This is a genomic window from Burkholderia catarinensis, assembly GCF_001883705.2.
GTDB lineage: Bacteria > Pseudomonadota > Gammaproteobacteria > Burkholderiales > Burkholderiaceae > Burkholderia > Burkholderia catarinensis.
Genome location: NZ_MDEQ02000011.1, coordinates 125272 through 146903, shown reverse-complemented (window position 1 = coordinate 146903; position 21632 = coordinate 125272). Strand labels below are relative to the sequence as shown.

Here is a 21632-nt window from a genome sequence, read left to right as displayed (position 1 = left end):
CCGGCGAGCCGGCCGTCCCGATTCATGCGCAACGGCGCCCCGCGGGGCGCCGTTTTTCGTTTGCGCACGCTCGGCGCGGCGCCTTCTCAATCCTTCGTGCCGTCGTCGATCCGGCGGCGCGTGATCGCTTCCTTCGCGCGGCCGACCCGTTCCATCAGCGCGGGGCCGCGCGACAGCGCGACGCCCACCGCGAGGATATCGCCGATCGCGAGATGCGACATCCGCGACGTCATCGGCGAGAACACGTCCGTTTCCTCGGCGACGTTCGATGCGAGACTCACCGTCGCGAGCTTCGCGAGCGGCGAATGGCTTTGCGTGATCGCGACGACCTTCGCGCCGCACGCGAGCGCGGAGCGCGCGGCGTCGACGATGTCGCGCGTGCGGCCGGTGTTCGAGATCGCGACGACGACGTCGTGCGGCCCGAGCAGCGCCGACGACATCGAGAACGTGTGCGGATCCGAATACGCGACGCTCGGCACGCCGAGCCGGAAGAACTTGTGCTGGATGTCCTGCGCGGCGATGCCCGAGCCGCCGGCGCCGTAGAACTCGATCCGCGACGCGTTCGACAGCAGCGCGATCGCATCGGCCACGCTGCCCGCGGACAGGCTGTTGCGCACCTCGATCAGCGCGCCGATCGTGCGGTCGAACACCTTGCCGATGATGCCGGGCGCCGGTTCGTCGGGCTCGACGTCGCGATACACCGACGACACGCCCGGCGCGACGCTCTGCGCGAGCCGGATCTTGAATTCGCGAAAGCCGCTGCAGCCGAGCGCCTGGCAGAAGCGCGCGATCGTCGGCTGGCTGACGCCCGCGCGCGTCGACAGCTCGGTCATCGCGAGGTCGAGCACCTCGCGCGGCGCGGCGAGGATGTAGTCGGCGAGCTTGCGCTCGGACGGACGCAACTCGGCGCGGATTGCTTCAATGCGGGGCAGCATGGGATGGCAGGCAGGAATCGGGTTCGGATGAGCGAGTGTATCGCAATCGAATTGTAGAAAATCTACATGAAAATACTAGCGCCATCCCAGGCCTTTCAGGGTGATGGCGGCGAGTTAAATTAGGGTTTTCACTAGGTAAAGCCTTGCTGGTGGCGGGAATAAGGATTGCGTGCGAAACGATCTGCATTGCGTGCTTGTAGTTTTTCTACTAGACTGACTTCGTTCTGTCGACGCACTCGACCGTCCCCACGATTCCAACCGCCGGTGTCGGCCGGCATACAGGAGCGCCCAGCATGACGTCGCTGCACCCCACTCTGGCGAAGGTCACCGAACGCGTGATCGCCCGCAGCCAATCCACCCGTTCCGCCTATCTGCAGCGCATTGACGGCGCGCAGGGCAAGTTTCCGGTGCGCGGCGCGCTGTCGTGCGCGAACCTCGCGCACGGTTTCGCGGGCCTCGAGGGCAATGACAAGTTCGCGATCAAGGCGATCCGCGAGCCGAACATCGGCATCGTGTCCTCGTACAACGAGATGCTGTCCGCCCATGCGCCGTACAAGGATTTCCCCGAGATCATCAAGGTGGCCGCGCGCGAGAACGGCGGTGTCGCGCAGTTCGCGGGCGGCGTGCCGGCGATGTGCGACGGCGTTACGCAGGGCAACCCGGGGATGGAGCTGTCGCTGTTCTCGCGCGAGGCGATCGCGATGGGTACGGCGATCGCGCTCACGCACAACATGTTCGACGCGGCGCTGTGCCTCGGCATCTGCGACAAGATCGTGCCGGGTCTCCTGATCGGCGCGCTGCAGTTCGGCCACCTGCCGACCATCTTCGTGCCGGCCGGCCCGATGACGAGCGGCCTGTCGAACGACGACAAGGCGAAGATCCGCCAGCAGTTCGCGACCGGCCAGGTCGGCCGCGACGCGCTGCTCGAAGCCGAATCGGCCGCGTATCACGGCCACGGCACCTGCACGTTCTACGGCACCGCAAACAGCAACCAGATGCTGATGGAGCTGATGGGGCTGCACCTGCCGGGCTCGGCATTCGTCCATCCGCACACGCCGCTGCGCACCGCGCTGACGGCCGAGGCCGCGCGCCGCGTGCTCGACCTGACCGTCGAGCGCGGCCAGTACACGCCGATCGGCCATGTGATCGACGAGAAGGCCATCGTCAACGGGATCGTCGCGCTGCTCGCGACGGGCGGCTCGACCAACCACACGCTGCACCTCGTCGCGATCGCGCGCGCGGCCGGCGTGCTGATCGACTGGAACGACTTCGACGAACTGTCGGCCGTCGTGCCGTTGCTCGCGAAGATCTACCCGAACGGCAAGGCCGACGTGAACCACTTCCACGCGGCGGGCGGCGTCGCGTTCCTGGTGCGCAACCTGCTCGAAGGCGGGCTGCTGCACGAGGACGTAACGACGGTCGCCGGCAAGGGGCTGTCGCATTACACGAGGGAGCCGAAGCTGATCGACGGCAAGCTGACGTGGGTCGACGGCGCGGCCGAGAGCCACGACACGAAGGTGCTGCGCGGCATCCGCGACCCGTTCCAGCCGGACGGCGGCCTGCGCCTGATGCAGGGCCGGCTCGGCCGCGGCGTGATCAAGATTTCGGCGGTCGCGCCCGAGCACCGCAAGGTGACGGCGCCCGCGATCGTGTTCGATTCGCAGGAAGCCGTGCAGGCCGCGTTCGATCGCGGCGAGCTGAAGCGCGATTTCGTCGCGGTCGTGCGCTTCCAGGGCGCGCGCGCGAACGGGATGCCCGAGCTGCACCGTTTGACGCCGCTGCTCGGCGTGCTGCAGGATCAGGGCTTCCACGTTGCGCTCGTCACCGACGGCCGCATGTCGGGCGCGTCGGGCAAGGTGCCGGCCGTGATCCACGTGTCGCCGGAAGCGTTGCTGGCCGGCCCGCTCGGCAAGGTGAAGACGGGCGATACGCTCGTGATCGACGCGGAAGCCGGCGTGCTCGACATCGAGATCGACGCGGCCGAGTGGCAGGCGCGACCGGTCGCGCAGCCGTTGCACCAGGCCGAGAACGAAGTCGGGTTCGGGCGTGAACTGTTCGGCGTGTTCCGCGCGGCCGCCGCGCCGGCCGAGCAGGGCGCGTCGGTTTTCGGGACGATGGTCGGCGAAGCGGCCGCCCACGTCGCAGCATGAATTTCAAGGAGCAAATTTAATGAAGACGATTGGTGAAATCGTGAAGCTGGGCCCGGTCATCCCGGTGCTCGCATTCGACTCGGTCGAGCAGGGCGAGCACGTGTCGCGCGCATTGCACGCGGGCGGCGTGAAGGTGCTCGAGATCACGCTGCGCACGCCGGCCGGCCTGGAGGCGATCCAGCGCGCGAGCCAGCTCGCGGACGACATCGTCGTCGGCGTCGGCACGATCACGAAGCCCGAGCATTGCGCGCAGGCCAAGCGTGCGGGCGCGAAGTTCGGCGTGTCGCCGGGCCTGACGAAGGACCTGCACCTCGCGTCGCTCGACGCGGGCCTGCCGCTGCTGCCGGGTGTGATGACGCCGAGCGACATCATCCAGGCGCTCGAATTCGGCTACGAGATCGTGAAATTCTTCCCTGCGCAGCAGGCGGGCGGCGTGCCGATGCTGCAGGCATTCCACGGCCCGTTCCCGGCGCTGAAGTTCTGCCCGACGGGCGGCATCACGGTCGAAACCGCGCCGAATTTCCTGAAGCTGCCGAACGTCGTCTGCGTCGGCGGCTCGTGGCTCACGCCGAAGGCCGCGCTCGCCGCGCAGGACTGGGCCGAAGTCACGCGCCTCGCGCAAGCCGCGAGCCAGCTCCCCCGTTAAGACTTGTACGAAATGATCGTTTGACCCTCGGAAGCAGGCACCTTAGTGCTTGTTTTACCGAGGGTTTTTGCTGATGGAACCGGTTCTATCCGCAGGCCGCAAAGATCAGTAAAATTCAGCGTCCTGACGGGGTGGGTACCCCCCGTGTTCCGGAGACCTGCATAGCCGGGCATACTCGCAACAACCTGCCCGGTTCGAACAATTCTAGGAGGAGTGCCACATGGGGGCTGTCCAAGGCAGCATGCTGCTCGTATTCACGCTGATCGCGATTGCCGCGCTGATCCTGATGATCGCGCGCTACAAGATCTACCCGTTCCTGGTGCTGATCATCGTTTCGCTCGGCCTCGGTCTCGTCGTCGGCATGCCGATGGACAAGATCGTCAAGTCGTTCGAAACGGGCACCGGCGGCACGCTCGGTCACATCGCGATCGTCGTCGGCCTCGGCACGATGCTCGGCAAGATGATGGCCGAATCGGGCGGCGCCGAACGGATCGCGACCACGCTGATCGACTGGTTCGGTGAAAAGAACATCCACTGGGCGATGATGTTCGTCGCGATCATCGTCGGCCTGCCGGTGTTCTTCGAAGTCGGCTTCGTGCTGCTGATCCCGATCGCGTTCAACGTCGCGAAGCGCACCGGCAAGTCGCTGCTCGTCGTCGGCCTGCCGATGGTGGCCGGCTTGTCCGTCGTGCACGGGCTGATCCCGCCGCACCCGGCCGCGCTGCTGGCCGTCCAGCAATACGGCGCCGATATCGGCAAGACGATCGCATTCGGCCTGATCGTCGGCGTGCCGACCGCGATCATCGCGGGTCCGCTGTTCGCGCTGATGATCTCGAAGTTCGTGAAGCTGCCGGAAAACAATCCGCTCGCGGCGCAGTTCGTCGATACGCATACGGACGGCCGCAAGCGCGAGCTGCCGAGCTTCGGCATCACGCTGTTCACGATCCTGCTGCCCGTCGTGCTGATGCTCGTCGGCAGCTGGGCCGACCTGCTGTTCGCGCCGAAGTCGCTGCCGAACAACCTGCTGCGCTTTGCCGGTAACTCGGACGTCGCGCTGCTGATCGCCGTGCTCGTGAGCTTCTTCACGTTCGGCAAGCTGCAGGGTTTCAACCGCGACCAGATCCAGAAGTTCTGCGGCGAGTGCCTGGCGCCGATCGCCGGGATCACGCTGATCGTCGGCGCGGGCGGCGGCTTCGGCGGCGTCCTGCGCGACAGCGGGATCTCGCAGCAGATCGTCGAGACCGCGAAGCACGCGCATCTGTCGCCGCTGCTGCTCGGCTGGTTCGTCGCGGCACTGATGCGTCTCGCGACGGGGTCGGCGACGGTCGCGATGACGACGGCCTGCGGCATCGTCGCGCCGATCGCGGCGGCGTCCGGCGCGGCGGTCAGCCCGGAGCTGCTGGTGCTCGCCACCGGCTCGGGCTCGCTGATCTTCTCGCACGTGAACGACGGCGGCTTCTGGCTGATCAAGGAATACTTCGGGATGACGGTGGGTCAGACGTTCAAGACCTGGTCGCTGCTTGAAACCATCATCTCGGTGCTCGGTCTTAGCTTCACGTTGCTGCTGAGCGTGGTTCTGTAACAAGGGGTAGTCAATGATTCTGATCGCAATGGGCGTGTCGGGCGCGGGCAAGTCGCGAATCGGCGAAATGCTGGCGGAGCGCCTGTCGTGCAGCTATACCGATGGCGACGCGTTTCACAGCGCGGCGAACAAGGAAAAGATGCATCACGGCATTCCGCTGACCGACGACGACCGCTGGCCGTGGCTGCGCACGATCCGCGAGGCCATCGAGGAAAAGCAGCGCGCCGGCGAGACGGCCGTGTTCACGTGCTCGTCGCTGAAGCGGTCGTACCGCGACGTGCTGCGCGGCACCGACACCGACGTGCGGTTCGTGTATCTGAAGGGTTCGTTCGAGGTGTTGCACGAGCGCCTGAAGAGCCGCACCGGCCATTTCTTCGATCCGTCGCTGCTGAAGAGCCAGCTCGACACGCTCGAGGAGCCGGGCCCGGACGAAGCGATCGAGGTCAGCATCGAGCTGACGCCCGAACAGATCGTCGATCAGGTCCTGCTGAAGATCGGCATCGCGCAGCAGCACTGAGCGCGGTTCGCGGCAATCGTCATGAAAAAGGCGCCTTCGGGCGCCTTTTTCGTTGGCGGCACGCGTGCCGGTCAGGCTGCGTCCGCGCGCTGTGCGATGCCGTCGAGCAGTACGTCGAGCATCGTGTCGTGCACGATTTCCGGATCGAGCTGCGCATAGAGCGGGGCGGCCGACCTGACGAGCGGATGCTCGGTGTCGGACAGCGCGTTCATTTCCGCGAGTTCGACGTCGTTCGCGGCGCGCGTGAGGCCGCCGGCCTCGGCGGCGGCAAGCCCGATCACGCTCGCATACCAGCCGACGCACACCGACGGCAGCGCCGCACGCGGGATGCCGGCGTCGGCCAGCGCACGATGCACGGCCTCGATGTGCGCGAGATCGGCCGGCCCCGTGCTCATGTGCCGCTGCAGCAGCGCGAACGCGGCAGGGTAGCGCTGCGCGAGCGCGCGGTACTGGCGCGCGAGATCGCGCAGCCGTTCGCGCCACGGCAGCGCGTCGTCGACCGGCACGAGCGAGCGCGACAATGCGTTCGCGATCGCGCGGCTCAGGCCGTCCTTCGACTTGAAGTGATACAGCACGCTCATCGGGTCGCAGCCGACCGACTGCGCGAGCTTGCGCACACTGAATGCGGCTTCGCCGACGTCTTCGAGCAGCGCGAGCGCGGCCGCGACGATCGCGTCCTTGTCGAGGCCACGCGGGCCCTGGGCGGGTTTGTCTTTCATCGATGCGGGCTGGCGGCCGGAGCAGGGCCGGCCGTAAACTTGACGAAAGCTTATTCTACACTGTAGAATTATTTCTGCGGTGTAGAAATTGGGTGTCCCGGCATCTTTCAATGCGTGCTTTCGCACGGTCCGGGACCCAGGCGGCACGAGCGTGTCCGCCGTCAACACGGGCCATCGCGCCCCTTTTTATCGTTGACACCCATGTGGAACCGGCTGCCCCACCCGCGAAGCCAGAAGGCTCTTCGACAGGCGGCCAAGACCATGCAAGTGCAATCATGAATTCCAATCACCATCCCCTGATCCAGGGCGAATCGCGTTTCGGGCAAACGCAACTGAACATCGAAAAGGACAACTGGAACTGGTGCGACCCGGCCCGCTATGACGGCGAGCGCCCGGCCAACTGGTACGAGGCGTCGCTGTCGCGCCACGCGAACGGTGCGCCGCTCGCGCACGATGCCGTCTGCGACGTGCTCGTGATCGGCGCGGGGCTGCTCGGCGCATCGGCCGCGCTGCATCTCGCGGAAGCGGGCGTCGACACGATCCTCGTCGACAAGCATCACGTCGGCTCGGCCGCATCGGGCCGCAACGGCGGGCAGCTCACGCCGGGCCTCGCGCGCTGGGAAGCCGCCGACATGATCGACCACCTGCCGCACGACGATGCGAAGCGGCTGTGGCGCTTCGCGTCGGTCGAATCGATGGACCTGATCGATGCGATCGGCGCGCGTTACGCGCTCGATCTCGACCGCAAGCGCGGCCACATCACCGCGGCAGTCCACCCCGGCCACATGAGCGCGTTGCTCGACGGCGCGGATGCGCGCCGCCATCTCGGCGACGCAGGCGTGACGCTCGTCGGCCGCCATCAGCTGCACGACGAATACGTGCGCTCGGGGCTGTACCACGGCGCGGCGATCGACGCGATCGGCGGGCAGATCCATCCGCTCGCGCTCGTGCGCGGCCTCGTGCACGGCTTCCGGCTGAACGGCGGCGCGCTGTTCGAGGGCACCGAGGTGCTCGAGCTCGACGAGACGCCCGCGGGCGTCGTCGCGACGACGCCGGGCGGCACGATCACCGCGCGCAAGGGCGTCGTGCTCGCGCTGCACAACACGACGTTCCGGCTGCTCGACGACGGCGCGGCGACCACGGTGCCGTTCTTCACGTACGTGAGCGTGACGGCGCCGCTCGACGTCGATGTCGCGACGCTGATGCCGGCCGGCATGCCGGTGTACGACACGCAGTTCCAGATCGACTACTACCGGCCGGTGCGCGGCAACCGGCTGCTGTTCGGCGGGCAGGGCACCGGCACCTGCTGGGCGCAGCCCGACGTCAACGCGTACCTGCTGACGCGGCTGAACACGGTGTTTCCGCAGGGCGACGGCCAGTTCGCGCTCGACTACTGCTGGAGCGGCGTCAGCGACTTTACGCTGAACGGCGCGACCGACAGCCGCAAGACCGACGGCCGCGTGCCGATGTACATGGTGCAGGGCTGGAGCGGCCACGGCGTCGCGCAGACGGTGCGGATCGGCAAGGCGATCTGCGACGATTTCGTCGGACGCAGCGACGATTTCTCGATGCTGACCGGCATCGATCATCGCGCGATTCCGCTCGGCCGGCAGTTGTCGCCGATCGCGATCCCGACGGCGAAGGCCGCGATGAGCGTGATGAGTGCGCTCAACCCGGGCCGGATGATCTCGTTCTGAGCGGCCGAAAAGCAAAAAGCCCGATGCGAGCAATCGCATCGGGCTTTTTCACGTCCGGCGACGGCGGCGCTTACGCGATCCGCTTCGCGAGTTCGACGGCCTTGCCGATGTACGACGCGGGCGTCATCGCGAGCAGGCGGTCCTTCGCATCCTGCGGGATCGCGAGCGTGCCGACGAACTGCTGCAGCGCTTCGCGCGTGATGCCCTTGCCGCGCGTCAGTTCCTTCAGCTGCTCGTACGGGTTCTCGATGCCGTAGCGGCGCATCACCGTCTGCACCGGCTCGGCGAGCACTTCCCAGCAGTTGTCGAGATCTTCGTTCAGGCGCTGCGGGTTCACTTCGAGCTTGTCGAGGCCGCGGATCAGCGAGTCGTATGCGAGCAGCGAGTAGCCGAGCGCGACGCCCATGTTGCGCAGCACCGTCGAGTCGGTCAGGTCGCGCTGCCAGCGCGACACCGGCAGCTTGTCGGCGAGGTGGCGCAGCGTCGCGTTCGCGAGGCCGAGGTTGCCTTCCGAATTCTCGAAGTCGATCGGGTTGACCTTGTGCGGCATCGTCGACGAGCCGATTTCGCCGGCCTTCGTCTTCTGCTTGAAGTAGCCGACCGAGATGTAGCCCCACACGTCGCGGTCGAGGTCGAGCAGGATCGTGTTCGCGCGCGCGACCGCGTCGAACAGTTCGGCCATGTAGTCGTGCGGCTCGATCTGGATCGTGTACGGGTTGAACGTGAGCTTCAGGCGGTTCTCGATCACGTCGCGCGAGAACGCTTCCCAGTCGATTTCCGGATACGCCGAGAGATGCGCGTTGAAGTTGCCGACCGCGCCGTTCATCTTGCCGAGGATCTCGACCTTCTCGATGCGCGCGATCGCACGTGCGAGGCGCGCGGCGACGTTCGCGAGCTCCTTGCCGAGCGTCGTCGGGCTGGCCGGCTGGCCGTGCGTGCGCGACAGCATCGGCTGCTCGGCGTGCGCGTGCGAAAGCGCGACGAGGCGCTGGTGGACCGTGCGCAGCGCCGGCACGATCACGTGCTCGCGCGCGCCGGCGAGCATCATCCCGTGCGACGTGTTGTTGATGTCCTCGGACGTGCACGCGAAGTGGATGAATTCGCTCGCCTTCTCGAGTTCGGCCTGGCCTTTCACCGATTCCTTCAGCCAGTATTCGACGGCCTTCACGTCGTGGTTCGTCACACGCTCGATTTCCTTGATGCGGGCGGCATCGTGCGCGGTGAAGCGCTCGGCGAGTTGCAGCAGGAACTGCTCAGACGCATCGGAGAAGCGCGGAACTTCCGCGAAGCCGGCGCGCGACAGCGCGATCAGCCAGTGCACCTCGACGGTGACGCGGTGGCGCATGAAGGCGGCTTCGGAGAGCCAGTCGCGCAGCGCTTCGGTCTTGCTGGCGTAGCGGCCGTCGATGGGCGAGAGCGCGGTGAGGGCGAAAAGCGTATCGGGACGAGTGTCGGACATGATCGGGCGGGCCTTGGAGCCGGGTCGAGCGAGGGGAGGAGAATCCGGCATTTTACCATCGGCGCGCGACGATCCCCGCCGCGCGCGGCCGGCGGGCCCCGCCGCGTGCAAATGCCGCGCCGGCGCCGGTCCCCGGCGGGGCGCCGCGCCGCTCGCCGCACCGCCGGCCGGGCCCGCCCGCCGGTAGAATGCAGGCTTCTTCCCGACCGCCGCCCGCCGCGCCCGCCTGCATGGAACTGAAATGGCTCGAAGACTTCGTCTCGCTCGCGGAAACGCGCAGCTTTAGCCGGTCCGCCGAACTGCGGCACGTGTCGCAGCCGGCGTTTTCGCGGCGCATCCAGGCGCTCGAGGCATGGCTCGCGACCGAACTGATCGATCGTTCGGTTTATCCGACGCGGCTCACGCAGGCCGGGCAGATCTTTTACGAGCAGGCGCTGACGATGCTGTCGCAGGCGCACGAGGCGCGCACGCTGCTGCGCGGCCACGTCGGCGCGCCGGTGCCGACGATCGAGTTCGCGGTGCCGCACACGCTGTCGCTCACGTATTTCCCGCGCTGGCTGCAGCGGATCGAGGCGAAGATGGGCCAGGTCCACACGCGGCTGCGCGCGCTGAACGTGCACGACGCGGTGCTGTCGCTCGTCGAGGGCGGCTGCGATCTCGTGATGGGCTACCACCACCCGAGCCATCCGGTCGCGCTCGATCCGGCGCGCTACGACATGCTGATCCTCGGCAGCGAGCCGATCAGCCCGTTCTCGGCGCCCGGCCGCACGGGCCGGCCGCGCCATACGTTGCCGGGCGCGGCCGACGCGCGCGTGCCGTATCTGTCGTATACGCCGAACGCGTATCTCGGCCGGATGACGGAAGTCATTATCGCGAACGCGCCGACGCGGCTGTTCCTCGACCGCGTCTACGAAACCGACATGGCCGAAGGGCTGAAGGCGATGGCGCTCGCGGGCCACGGCGTCGCGTTCCTGCCGCACAGCGCTGTCGAGGATGCGGTCGCGGGCGGCCGCCTGATCCGGCTCGACCGGTCGACGCGCGGCGGCGCGCATCCGTTCACGCTGACGATGGAGATCCGGCTGTACTGCGACAAGCTCGCGCTGCAGGGCGACGATCCGCGGCAGAAGCTCGTGCGCGGGCTGTGGGACGTCGTGCGCGACGAACTGCGCGACACCACCGGTTAACCGCGGCCGGTTAATCCCCGTCGGTCGGGCCCGGCCGGCTGACGGCGGGCTTGCAGTGCCTGTCGGACGGCTGTCCGGCGGCCGGCCCGTGCGCCGGCAAACCGATTTTTCGCGGACGCGATGCGCGGCCGATCGCGGGCGTTCTTGCTCAAATCGACCGCAGATTTGCGAAAAATCGCGATCATGCAAGAAACGCATAATCGAATAAGCAAACGGCATTGGATAAAAAAAACGGGTTTTTCGACAATGTGCGCAATCCGTTGAACGTTGGAGCATCCATGTCTTCGCAATTGCAGTCCATCCCGTCCTACCTGCACGCCGACGATCTCGGCCCGTGGGGCAACTACCTTCAGCAGGTCGATCGCGTCGCGCCGTACCTCGGTTCGCTGTCGCGCTGGCTCGAAACGCTGAAGCGTCCGAAGCGCATCCTGATCGTCGATGTGCCCATCGAGCTCGACAACGGTACCGTCGCGCACTTCGAGGGCTATCGCGTGCAGCACAACGTGTCGCGCGGCCCGGGCAAGGGCGGCGTGCGCTACCACCAGGACGTGACGCTGTCGGAAGTGATGGCGCTGTCCGCATGGATGTCGGTGAAGAACGCGGCCGTGAACGTGCCGTACGGCGGTGCGAAGGGCGGTATCCGCGTCGACCCGCGCAAGCTGTCGCGTGGTGAGCTCGAGCGCGTGACGCGCCGCTATACCAGCGAAATCGGCATCATCATCGGCCCGAACACCGACATTCCGGCGCCGGACGTCAACACCAACGAACAGGTGATGGCGTGGATGATGGACACCTACTCGATGAACCAGGGCCAGACGTCGACCGGCGTCGTGACCGGCAAGCCGATCGCGCTCGGCGGTTCGCTCGGCCGCAAGGAAGCAACGGGCCGCGGCGTGTTCGTCGTCGGCTGCGAAGCGGCGAAGAAGAAGGGCCTCGAGATCGAAGGCGCGCGCATCGCGGTGCAGGGCTTCGGCAACGTCGGCGGCATCGCGGCGAAGCTGTTCCAGGAAGCGGGTTCGAAGGTGATCGCGGTGCAGGATCACACGGGCACGATCTACCAGCCGGCCGGCCTCGATTCGAACAAGCTGCTCGACCACGTTGCACGCACGGGCGGCGTCGCGGGCTTCGAAGGCGCCGAGCCGATGCCGAACGACGAGTTCTGGACGGTCGAGACCGACATCCTGATCCCGGCGGCACTGGAAAACCAGATCACCGAGAAGAACGCATCGAAGATCCGGACGAAGATCGTCGTCGAAGGCGCGAACGGCCCGACGACGACGGCGGCGGACGACATCCTGAGCGCGAACGGCGTGCTCGTGATCCCCGACGTGATCGCGAACGCGGGCGGCGTGACCGTGTCGTACTTCGAATGGGTGCAGGATTTCTCGAGCTTCTTCTGGACGGAAGACGAGATCAACCACCGCCTCGAGCGCGTGATGCGCGAAGCGTTCGCCGGCGTGTGGGCGGTCGCGGAAGAGCACAAGGTGTCGGTGCGCACGGCGGCGTTCATCGTCGCGTGCACGCGCATCCTGATGGCGCGCGAAATGCGCGGCCTCTACCCCTGATCGTCGACTATGATTGATTCATGACGCAATCCAGCCGATTGCAGATATGAACCCTCGCGGGCGGTGCCGGATCCGGCATCGCCCGCGCGCGCATTCGGGGCGCCCGGAGCCGGGAGGAAGGCTTCGCACGGGGCGATTCGTAGTGCGGTTAACAACCAGTACTTTCAAAAATATTACTTTGATACACTGGCGCGGGTTTTAGCCAAGGAGATGACCAAAATGAAATACCACAAGGCAGTCCTGATGGTCGCGGCGCTTTGCGCATTCGCAAGCGGCGCGCACGCTCAGGAGACGGGCACGCTGAAGAAGATCAAGGACACGGGCGTGATCGCGCTGGGGCACCGCGAGTCGTCGATCCCGTTCTCCTACTATGACGAAAAGCAGCAGGTCGTCGGCTATTCGCGCGAATTCCAGATGAAGGTGGTCGACGCGGTGAAGAAGAAGCTGAGCCTGTCGAACCTGCAGGTGAAGAACATCCCGGTCACGTCGCAAAACCGCATTCCGCTGGTGCAGAACGGCACGGTCGACATCGAGTGCGGCTCGACGACCAACAACGCCGAGCGTCAGCAGCAGGCCGGGTTCTCCGACACGATCTTCGTGATCGGCACGCGCCTGATGACGAAGAACGATTCGGGCGTCAAGGATTTCGCCGATCTCAAGGGCAAGACGGTCGTGACGACGGCCGGCACGACGTCCGAGCGCCTGCTTCGCAAGATGAACAACGAAAAGCAGATGGGCATGAACATCATCAGCGCGAAGGATCACGGCGATTCGTTCAATACGCTGGAATCGGGCCGCGCGGTCGCGTTCATGATGGATGACGCGCTGCTCGCGGGCGAGCGCGCGAAGGCGAAGAAGCCGGGCGACTGGGCGATCGTCGGCACGCCGCAATCGGAAGAGGCGTACGGCTGCATGATGCGCAAGGGCGACGCGGAATTCAAGAAGGTCGTCGACGACGCGATCTCGCAAGTCGAGAAGTCGGGCGAAGCCGCGAAGATCTACGCGAAGTGGTTCGAGAGCCCGATTCCGCCGAAGGGGCTGAACCTGAACTTCCCGCTGTCCGAATCGATGAAGAAGCTGTACGCGAACCCGAACGACAAGGCGCTCGACTGACCACACGGCCGTTGATGCAAAAATGACGCTAATGAGACGGAAGAGGCCACGCTTCTTCCGTTTCTTTTTGCTGGAGTCTTGCCCATGTCTTACCACTGGAACTGGGGCATCTTCCTGAGCCCCGTGTCGACCGGCGAGCCGACGACTTATTTCGGATGGCTGATGTCCGGCTTCTGGGTGACGATCGAAGTGTCGCTCGTCGCCTGGGTCATCGCGCTGATCGTCGGTTCGCTGTTCGGCGTGCTGCGTACCGTGCCGAACAAATGGCTGTCCGCGATCGGCACCGTGTACGTGTCGATCTTCCGGAACATTCCGCTGATCGTGCAGTTCTTCGTCTGGTATCTCGTGATACCTGAGCTGCTGCCCGCGTCGATCGGCACCTGGATCAAGCAGTTGCCGCCGACCACGCAGTTCTTTACCGCGTCGATCGTCTGTCTCGGCCTGTTCACGGGCGCGCGCGTGTGCGAACAGGTGCGCTCGGGGATCAACGCGCTGCCGAAGGGCCAGCGCGCCGCCGGCCTCGCGATGGGCTTCACGCAATGGCAGACGTACCGTTATGTGCTGCTGCCCGTTGCGTACCGGATCATCGTGCCGCCGCTCACGTCGGAATTCCTGAACATATTCAAGAACTCCGCCGTCGCATCGACGATCGGCCTGCTCGACCTGTCCGCGCAGGCGCGCCAGCTCGTCGACTACACCGCGCAGACCTATGAGTCGTTCATCGCGGTCACGCTCGCGTACGTGCTGATCAACCTCGTCGTGATGGCGTTCATGCGCTGGATCGAAGGCCGTACGCGGCTGCCCGGCTATATCGGAGGCAAGTGATGCATCAGTTCGACTGGAGTAGTATTCCCGGCGCGCTGCCGACGCTGTGGACGGGGGCGATCGTCACGTTGCAGATCACGCTGATCGCGATCGTGGTCGGGATCGTCTGGGGCACGCTGCTGGCACTGATGCGGCTGTCGGGCGTCAAGCCCCTCGCGTGGTTCGCACAGGCCTACGTGACGGTGTTCCGCTCGATCCCGCTCGTGATGGTGCTGCTGTGGTTCTTCCTGATCGTGCCGCAGTTGCTGCAGGGCGTGCTCGGGTTGTCGCCGACGATCGACATTCGCCTCGCCTCGGCGATGGTCGCGTTCTCGCTGTTCGAAGCCGCGTATTATTCCGAGATCATCCGCGCGGGCATCCAGGCGGTGCCGCGCGGGCAGGCGAACGCCGCGTTCGCGCTCGGCATGAACTACGCGACGGCGATGCGCCTCGTGATCCTGCCGCAGGCGTTCCGCGCGATGGTGCCGCTGCTGCTTACGCAGGCGATCGTGCTGTTCCAGGATACGTCGCTCGTGTACGTGATCAGTCTCGCGGACTTCTTCCGCACGGCCGCCAACGTCGGCGATCGCGACGGCACGACCGTCGAGATGGTCCTGTTCGCCGGCGCATGCTATTTCGTGATTTGCTCGTTGGCGTCTGCTCTCGTCAAGGGTCTCCAGAAAAAGGTCACAAGATGATTTCCATCAAGAACGTTTCGAAGTGGTACGGCCAGTTTCAGGTCCTCGCTGACTGCACGACCGAGGTCAAGAAAGGCGAAGTGGTCGTCGTGTGCGGCCCGTCGGGCTCGGGCAAGTCGACGCTGATCAAGACCGTGAACGGCCTCGAGCCGTTCCAGCAGGGCGAGATCTTCGTGAACGGCCAGTCGGTCGGCGACAAGAAGACGAACCTGTCGAAGCTGCGCTCGAAGGTCGGGATGGTGTTCCAGCATTTCGAGCTGTTCCCGCACCTGTCGATCACCGAGAACCTGACGCTCGCGCAGGTCAAGGTGCTCGGCCGCGGCAAGGACGAGGCGAACGAGAAGGGCATGAAGCTGCTCGATCGCGTCGGCCTGAAGGCGCATGCGCACAAGTTTCCGGGCCAGTTGTCGGGCGGCCAGCAGCAGCGGGTCGCGATCGCGCGTGCGCTGTCGATGGATCCGATCGCGATGCTGTTCGACGAACCGACGTCCGCGCTCGATCCCGAGATGATCAACGAAGTGCTCGACGTGATGGTCGAACTCGCGCAGGAAGGGATGACGATGATGGTCGTCACGCACGAGATGGGCTTCGCGAAGAAGGTTGCCCATCGCGTGATCTTCATGGACAAGGGCGCGATCGTCGAGGACGACCGCAAGGACGATTTCTTCTCGAATCCGAAGTCGGAACGCGCGAAGGACTTCCTCGCGAAAATCCTGCACTGAGCGTTCGCGCGTTTTTGCGCGCCCATGCGAAAACCGCCCGGCCGAGCGCCGGGCGGTTTTTTTTCGTCCGCCGCCGGCGCACGGGTTCCCGCCTCGTGCGTTACCAGCTGTACCGGTAGCCGACCTGCCCGACGATGCCGCGCCGGTACGCACCGCCGATGTTGCGCGCGATTTTCGCGTTCGCGTACAGCTCGCCCGACTTGCCGAAGCCCGCGGTGACGCCGACGCCGAGTTCGTACCACGTGCGGCCGAGATGCGTCGCGAACGGCGTGCCGCCGACGACGGTCTGGCCCGGCGACAGGAAGTCGTGCAGCACGTCGGCCGTGAAGTACGGCGTCGCGGCGCCGCCGCCCGAATCCGACTGGAGGTTCGGCCGGAAGATGCGCACGCCGATGCGGCCGCGCAGCGCGTTCGTCGTCGTGCCCGACACGGCCGACACGTTGTCGTTGAACCCGTTCAGCTTCAGGTACTGATACATCAGCTGCGCCTGCGGCTCGACCGCGATCGGCGTGTTGCCGATCGCGAACGGCTTGCCGACCTCCTGCGACAGCGCGAAGCCGAAACCGTTCTGCGACGCCTCGTTGCCGTAGCTGTCGCGGTAGCGGTTGCCGTAATGCGTGACCTGCCCGACGCTGTCGAAGTACGTGCCGTCGGACAGGTAGCGTGTCCAGTAGCCGCCGATGCTCTGTGCGTGCATCTCGACCGAGCCCGTCGATGTCGACAGCGCCGGCGAGCCGGCGCGCGCCATGTCGCTGAAGCTCGCGTTCGACACGCCGATGCCGGCCGTCACGCCCGCGTGCGTGCTGCCGCCGCCGTTCGGCGCCTGGTCGAGCGTCCAGTCCTTGCCGAACTGCGCGAAGAACGTGCGCTCGTCGGCCGCGAACCGGCCCGCGTTCGCGTCGAGGCTCTGGCCGCCGATGCGCCCCCATACGCCGTCGCGGTTGCCGGGCTGCTGCTTCCCGAGGTTGTAGATGTCGCCGACGCGCTCGTGCAGCTTGCCGAGCGTCGAGAAGCCGTAGTCGACGTTCAGCAGCGGCGTGAGCGCGTAGCCTGCGACGCCAGGGCGATACGCGAGCGTGCCGCTGCCGCCGTTCCCGTTGTCGCTGCCGCCGCCGGACGGGTGGATCGGGTCGCCGGGGTCCGTCGGATCGAGCTGCGAACGCAGGTACCAGCCGTTCGCGTCGCTTTGCCCGCCGCGATAGAGGCGGTATTCGTACGCGCCGGCCTGCACGGGGCCCGCGAGATGGAACGCCGATGCGGTCGTGGTGCCGCCGTTCGCGGTGACGATCACCGGAATCCCGTCGCCCTTCGTCTGCGCGCCGGTGCCGGCGGTGTTGGCGATCTTCAGGCCCGTCGTGCCGCTCGCGGCGCCGCCGTTCACGATCACCTGGTCGGTCGGCGACGCATCGGCGCCGAGGAACGTGTTGAGCGCGATCGTGCCGCCGTTGCCGACGTAGCCGCCGGTCGTCAGCGTCTTGTAGCTGCCCGTGAGCGTCGGCGAGCCGGTCGGCGCGGCGAACGCGACCAGGCCCGCGTTGTTCAGGCTGCTCAGCACCGAGCTGCCCGTCATGCGCCACGTGCTGGTGTTGTCGACGGTCAGCGCGACCGGATCGATCTTGCCGGTCAGCGTCGTGCCGTTCGCGAGGAATACGTTGCCGGTGCTCGATGCGTCGGAGACGATGTCGCCGGCGAGGTTCACCGCAGACGCGTTGAACGTCACGTTGCTGCCGTTCGCGAGATCGAGCAACGTGCCGTTGCCGGCCGTCACGACCGTGCCGTTGCGCACCGCGATGTCGGCCGTGCCGCCGCGCGCGGCGAATGCCGGCCCGGCGGCGGACGTCACGCTGCCGCCGTCGACGAGCACCGAGCTCGTCGCGCCGTTCGCGAGCGTGTCCGTCGTCAGCACGCCGGCCGTCGCGCCCTTGAGCGTCGTGCCGGTCAACGCGAGCACGCCGCCGCTGTCCGCGGTCGCGCCGTTGCCGGCCGCGCTGGCGATCGACGAACCCGTATCGGCGATGCGGCCGCCGTTCTGCGCGACGACGCCGTCGGCCGCCGTGCCGGCCGCGGCGATCTTCGCGCCCGACAGCAGCGCGGTCGCGCCGCCGTCCGTCACGATCGCGGCCGAACGCGCACCGGTCGTCGCGACGGTCGTTCCGTTGGCCGCGAGCGTCGAATCCGTGCCCGACACGAAGAAGCCGCGCGCGTTGTCGCCGGTGGTCCGGACGACGGTCGCCGCATCGGTCGCGATGCGTGCGCCGGCCCCCGTCGACGACAGGCCGTCGGCGCCACGGCCGGTTGTGCCGATTTGCGTGCCGGACAGCGCGATCGTCGCGTTCGTCCCCTGGTTGTCGATCCCCTTGCCCGAGCCGCCGACCGCGATCGACGCCGCGCCGGCCGCGAGCCCGCCGCCGGCTACGGTCGAGTCGATCAGCACGCCGTCGGCGCTGCCGTTCGCGATCACGGTGCCGGCGCCCGACAGCGCGACCGATGCACCTGCGCCCGTCAGGTGCACGCCCGCGATGCCGTCGTCGGCTTCGATCGAACCCTCGTTGGCGAGCGTCGCCGACGCACCCTGTACGAGCGCGCCGGTGCCGTTGGATACGCGGATCGTCGACGCGTTGTTCACCGTGCCGAGCGCGCCGATCACGACGCCCGTCGAGCCGGCGCCCGTCAGCAGCACCGTGTTGCGGTTCTCGAGCGTGCCGAGGTTGTGCGCGACGAAGCCCGTCACGCCGGCGGTCGATGACGTGACGGCGGCGTTGTTGGTCAGCGTCGTCGCGACCGGCGCGCCGGCATTCGCGCCGGCGAGGTCGTGCGCCTGGCCGTCGACGATGCCGGCGATCGCGCTGGCCGCATTCAGGTTGATCGTCGCGCCCGCGTCGATCGTGCCTTGCGCGCCGCCCTCGACCGCGATCGCGATGCCGTTCGCGCCGTTGACGTTGTAGATCGCGTTGCCGGTCGACAGCGTGGTGCCGGCGTCGGTCGCGAGCACGCCGCGCGCACGCTGGCCGTTGACGTCGGTCGTCAGCGCGCCGGCCGTCGACGTGCCCGTGTAGGCCGCGCCGCCCGCGACGCGGAACAGCGTCGAATCGTCGGTGTCGACGCTGAGGTGCTGCGCGGCGACGTTGATCTTCGAGCCCGCGCCATACGCGTAGAAGCCGATCTGGTTCGTGCCCGACATGAAGGCGGGCACCGCATTGGCGCCGACGTCGATCGTCGCGCCCGAGCGCGCGTGCACGCCGATCGCGCCGGTGCCCGTCAGGTTGAGCGCGCCGTCGAGCGTGGCTTTCGCGCGCGGCCCCTCGGCCCAGACGCCGTAGTTGCGCGTGCCCGATGCGGGATCGAGGCCGCCGGCCACGTTGATCGTGCCGGTCGATGTCGCGGCCGTCGCGGTCGTGCCGGTTCCGACGACCATGATGCCGATGCCGTTCACGCCGTTCAGCGTGATGGTGCCGGTGTTGGTCACGGTTGCGGCCGTGTTGGCCGCGAGCATGCCGACGTTGGCTAGCGGCGTGCCGGACGCCGCGCCGTTGACGACGATCGTGCCTGCGTTGGTCAGCGCGCCGGAGGTCGAGCCGATGCTCGCCATCGCGGCGCCGTTCTGCGTCTGCGAGCCGATCACGATCGTGCCGAGGTTGCGCGCGGTGCCGGAATTGCCGAGCAGGATGCCGTACGCGTGCGCGGCGAGCGCGACGTCGTTTGCCGTTCCGCCGGGCGCGTACTGCGCGGAGCGGCCGAGGTAGATCGTGCCGCCGGCCTGGTTCGTGAAGCTGCCGTCGCTGGCGACGAGGCCGCCGATCACCTGGCTGTCGAGCGTCGTCGCGTTGACGCCGACATTGATCGTGCCGGCGTTCGATGCCGTCGCGCCGCCTGTCACGGCGACCGCATAGTTCTGCAGGTCCGGCCGGTTGCCGTCGAACGTCCACGCGCCGACGTTCATCACGCCGTTGTTGACGAACGAGGTGCCCGCGCCGTTCGCAAACACGCCGTTGCCTTCGGTGTACGCGTGGTAGTTGAAGTTGTTCGGCGACGCGCTGCCGCCCGTGTCGAAGTCGTCGCCGGACGCGTACCCGGACGAGATCGCGCCGTTGTTGACGCCGCTTGCACCGCTCAGCAGGCGCACCAGCGTGAAGTCGCCCGACAGGCGCCCGTCGTTGATGAAGTGCGCGCCGTTTTCCGCGAGGACGGCCGAGCTCGAGACGATCGTGTTGGTGCCGCGGAAGTCGATCTGGCCGTCCTTGCCGATATGCAGCGTCGCGTTCGCGCCCGTGCCGTGCATCGCCGACAGGTGATCGATCGGCAGCGTGTTCTTGTCGCCCGCGGACACGTTGTTCTGATACTGGAAGCTTTCCTGCGAGAACGTGACGGCCTGGCTGAACGCGCTGTCGTAGGCGGCCTGCGAGCCGAGTGCGCCGCTTTGCACCGAGCGCACGAGAAAGTCGTTGTACGCGGCGAGCGATGCGGCGTCGGTGACCTTCCACGTGCTGCCGTCGAACGCGGTGAAGGTACCCGCGTAGGCCGGCACGTCGAGCTGGCGGCTGCCGATGGCGCCGCCGTCCGCAAGGTAGTCGCCGGTGGTGAACCGGATCTGGTTGCGCGAGTTCCAGTTGACGGTGCTTGTCGTGGAGCCCGTGCCGTCCGCGAAGGTAAGGTCGGTCCCCTTCGCGGCCATCGAGATCGCGTTGCCGGCTGCATCGGGCGCGTTCGCCGCATTGCCGATCGACACGTTGAGCGTACCGCCGGTGGCGGTGACGGTGCCGATGCGCGTGTTCACATACTGATCGCCGTTCACGTCGTGGTAGACGGGCACCTCGGTCGCACCGGCCGTCGACGCGGAGAACTCGGACGAGTCGTAGGTCGCGACCGACGTGCGGGTGCCGGTGATCGAGTCGGGCGTGCTGACGCTGTGCGTCTTGCCGCCGAGCGACAGCAGCGGCTGGTTCGGGTTGCCCGACACGATGGTCGTGCTGCCGATCGGCGTGAGCGTGTAGCCCGGGTCGGCGCCGGCGCCGGTCCATGTGCCCGACACGCCGACGGTGTCGCCGCCCGAGACGGTGGCGGAGCCCGCCAGGTTGTCGTTGACGGTCGGGCTGAAACTGCCGGGCGCGCAGGTGCCGCCGGTCGTCACTGCAGCGCCGCTGCCGCACGTCGACGCATACGCGGAGCCGGCCGACAGCGCGGCCAGCACGGCGCCGAGCGTTGCGATGCGAAGCGGCGACCGGCATGCCGCCGCGTGCACGGCACGCCGGCTTGCGCTCGATTCGCCGCCCGAGCGCTTGCCGCGCGCCCGTGCCGTTTCAGCGACCGCGACCCAGCAGCCGGAAGTTTCGCTCCATATCGATCGAAATGAGTGATTCACGACAAGCCCCTCTCTCTCTTTTTGAAGTGGTATTCACCGCGATGCAGTGAAATCGCAATCCACGGTGGAGCAATGGCCTGAATGGACGTGCAGCGGCCGTAGCCGTTTCTGCGCCAATCGTGATTCGTTACACCGAGGATGGGCCGAGTCTACTGACCGAAAGGGCGATCAATTATCAAAAAAACGATGAATGTGGCGATAATGCCGATTTCGTTTGGTATTTTTTGGTTGTGTGATGAATCGAACTGAAAGCCTTTGTGGATAAGGCTCTTGGTGATTTTGTGAGTGATGGCGTGTGATTGCCGGATCGGTGGGGTGGCGCACGGTTCGCGTTGGGGCGGTGCGCTAGAATGCGGTTTGCAGATTATATGTGATACTGGTCTGCCGATTTATTTGTTTCTCATTTGAGTCATTTTCGCTTGAAAATTAATTAAATCAAGCGAATGTTGTGTGGCTTCGATTGAATATGCCGGACTGTGGTC

At 66.6% G+C, this 21632-nt stretch carries 15 protein-coding genes; 11 read left to right on the top strand and 4 right to left on the bottom strand.

Annotation, left to right across the window (positions count from 1 at the left end; genetic code table 11):
• Positions 1 to 86: 86 nt before the first annotated feature.
• Positions 87 to 935, bottom strand: coding sequence for a MurR/RpiR family transcriptional regulator (locus BFF94_RS19390; RefSeq protein ID WP_027783542.1), 849 nt, complete (start codon positions 933 to 935; stop codon positions 87 to 89).
• Between the two features lie 293 nt (positions 936 to 1228).
• Between BFF94_RS19390 and edd the strand changes: the two genes are divergently transcribed.
• The 4 genes from edd (at position 1229) to BFF94_RS19370 (ending at position 5830) form a co-directional block, all read left to right on the top strand.
• Entirely contained in the window at positions 1229 to 3085 is a 1857-nt protein-coding gene (gene edd, locus BFF94_RS19385) for a phosphogluconate dehydratase (RefSeq protein ID WP_128841872.1), read from the top strand.
• A 19-nt stretch (positions 3086 to 3104) separates the two neighbouring features.
• On the top strand, positions 3105 to 3731 hold the full coding sequence (eda, locus tag BFF94_RS19380; protein ID WP_128841873.1) for a bifunctional 4-hydroxy-2-oxoglutarate aldolase/2-dehydro-3-deoxy-phosphogluconate aldolase: 627 nt from the start codon (positions 3105 to 3107) through the stop codon (positions 3729 to 3731).
• 220 nt (positions 3732 to 3951) lie between these two features.
• Complete coding sequence (locus BFF94_RS19375; protein WP_128841874.1) at positions 3952 to 5313, top strand: GntP family permease; 1362 nt, start codon at positions 3952 to 3954, stop codon at positions 5311 to 5313.
• Between the two features lie 13 nt (positions 5314 to 5326).
• Positions 5327 to 5830, top strand: a complete 504-nt coding sequence (locus BFF94_RS19370; RefSeq protein ID WP_128841875.1) for a gluconokinase — start codon at positions 5327 to 5329, stop codon at positions 5828 to 5830.
• A gap of 71 nt (positions 5831 to 5901) precedes the next feature.
• Here BFF94_RS19370 and BFF94_RS19365 read toward each other — a convergent pair whose 3' ends face one another.
• Complete coding sequence (locus tag BFF94_RS19365; protein WP_128841876.1) at positions 5902 to 6549, bottom strand: TetR/AcrR family transcriptional regulator; 648 nt, start codon at positions 6547 to 6549, stop codon at positions 5902 to 5904.
• Positions 6550 to 6824: 275 nt separating this feature from the next.
• On the opposite strand from BFF94_RS19365, the gene BFF94_RS19360 reads away from it, so the two are divergent.
• Positions 6825 to 8246, top strand: a complete 1422-nt coding sequence (locus BFF94_RS19360; protein ID WP_128841877.1) for an NAD(P)/FAD-dependent oxidoreductase — start codon at positions 6825 to 6827, stop codon at positions 8244 to 8246.
• 70 nt (positions 8247 to 8316) lie between these two features.
• Here the strand turns inward: BFF94_RS19360 and purB are convergent, their stop codons facing one another.
• Positions 8317 to 9705, bottom strand: a complete 1389-nt coding sequence (gene purB, locus BFF94_RS19355) for an adenylosuccinate lyase (protein WP_219139678.1) — start codon at positions 9703 to 9705, stop codon at positions 8317 to 8319.
• A gap of 230 nt (positions 9706 to 9935) precedes the next feature.
• On the opposite strand from purB, the gene BFF94_RS19350 reads away from it, so the two are divergent.
• The 6 genes from BFF94_RS19350 to BFF94_RS19325 all read left to right on the top strand — a co-directional run bounded on the left by BFF94_RS19350 (position 9936) and on the right by BFF94_RS19325 (position 15791).
• A complete protein-coding gene (locus BFF94_RS19350) occupies positions 9936 to 10889 on the top strand; it encodes a LysR substrate-binding domain-containing protein (protein WP_128842306.1) in 954 nt (317 codons plus the stop codon).
• 278 nt (positions 10890 to 11167) lie between these two features.
• Positions 11168 to 12454 carry a Glu/Leu/Phe/Val family dehydrogenase gene (locus tag BFF94_RS19345; protein WP_128842307.1) on the top strand — a complete coding sequence of 429 codons (1287 nt, stop codon included), beginning with the start codon at positions 11168 to 11170 and terminating at the stop codon, positions 12452 to 12454.
• Positions 12455 to 12673: 219 nt separating this feature from the next.
• On the top strand, positions 12674 to 13567 hold the full coding sequence (locus BFF94_RS19340; protein WP_162285536.1) for a glutamate/aspartate ABC transporter substrate-binding protein: 894 nt from the start codon (positions 12674 to 12676) through the stop codon (positions 13565 to 13567).
• Between the two features lie 84 nt (positions 13568 to 13651).
• Complete coding sequence (locus BFF94_RS19335) at positions 13652 to 14392, top strand: amino acid ABC transporter permease (RefSeq protein ID WP_006483858.1); 741 nt, start codon at positions 13652 to 13654, stop codon at positions 14390 to 14392.
• Positions 14392 to 15069 carry a glutamate/aspartate ABC transporter permease GltK gene (gene gltK / locus BFF94_RS19330; RefSeq protein WP_128842309.1) on the top strand — a complete coding sequence of 226 codons (678 nt, stop codon included), beginning with the start codon at positions 14392 to 14394 and terminating at the stop codon, positions 15067 to 15069. Before BFF94_RS19335 ends, gltK begins: the two co-directional genes overlap by 1 nt.
• Positions 15066 to 15791 (top strand): amino acid ABC transporter ATP-binding protein, encoded by a 726-nt coding sequence (locus BFF94_RS19325; RefSeq protein ID WP_128842310.1) that lies wholly within the window; start codon positions 15066 to 15068, stop codon positions 15789 to 15791. Before gltK ends, BFF94_RS19325 begins: the two co-directional genes overlap by 4 nt.
• Positions 15792 to 15891: 100 nt before the next feature.
• Here the strand turns inward: BFF94_RS19325 and BFF94_RS19320 are convergent, their stop codons facing one another.
• Entirely contained in the window at positions 15892 to 21150 is a 5259-nt protein-coding gene (locus BFF94_RS19320; RefSeq protein WP_219139677.1) for an autotransporter outer membrane beta-barrel domain-containing protein, read from the bottom strand.
• Between the last annotated feature and the right edge of the window lie 482 nt (positions 21151 to 21632).

Coding starts and splice junctions, on each gene's coding strand:
- BFF94_RS19365 (WP_128841876.1), bottom strand. CDS start 6,549: ATGAAAGACAAACCCGCCCAGGGCCCGCGTGGCCTCGACAAGGACGCG.
- BFF94_RS19375 (WP_128841874.1), top strand. CDS start 3,952: ATGGGGGCTGTCCAAGGCAGCATGCTGCTCGTATTCACGCTGATCGCG.
- BFF94_RS19325 (WP_128842310.1), top strand. CDS start 15,066: ATGATTTCCATCAAGAACGTTTCGAAGTGGTACGGCCAGTTTCAGGTC.
- BFF94_RS19390 (WP_027783542.1), bottom strand. CDS start 935: ATGCTGCCCCGCATTGAAGCAATCCGCGCCGAGTTGCGTCCGTCCGAG.
- eda (WP_128841873.1), top strand. CDS start 3,105: ATGAAGACGATTGGTGAAATCGTGAAGCTGGGCCCGGTCATCCCGGTG.
- BFF94_RS19350 (WP_128842306.1), top strand. CDS start 9,936: ATGGAACTGAAATGGCTCGAAGACTTCGTCTCGCTCGCGGAAACGCGC.
- BFF94_RS19360 (WP_128841877.1), top strand. CDS start 6,825: ATGAATTCCAATCACCATCCCCTGATCCAGGGCGAATCGCGTTTCGGG.
- BFF94_RS19345 (WP_128842307.1), top strand. CDS start 11,168: ATGTCTTCGCAATTGCAGTCCATCCCGTCCTACCTGCACGCCGACGAT.
- BFF94_RS19370 (WP_128841875.1), top strand. CDS start 5,327: ATGATTCTGATCGCAATGGGCGTGTCGGGCGCGGGCAAGTCGCGAATC.
- BFF94_RS19340 (WP_162285536.1), top strand. CDS start 12,674: ATGAAATACCACAAGGCAGTCCTGATGGTCGCGGCGCTTTGCGCATTC.
- gltK (WP_128842309.1), top strand. CDS start 14,392: ATGCATCAGTTCGACTGGAGTAGTATTCCCGGCGCGCTGCCGACGCTG.
- BFF94_RS19335 (WP_006483858.1), top strand. CDS start 13,652: ATGTCTTACCACTGGAACTGGGGCATCTTCCTGAGCCCCGTGTCGACC.
- purB (WP_219139678.1), bottom strand. CDS start 9,705: ATGTCCGACACTCGTCCCGATACGCTTTTCGCCCTCACCGCGCTCTCG.
- edd (WP_128841872.1), top strand. CDS start 1,229: ATGACGTCGCTGCACCCCACTCTGGCGAAGGTCACCGAACGCGTGATC.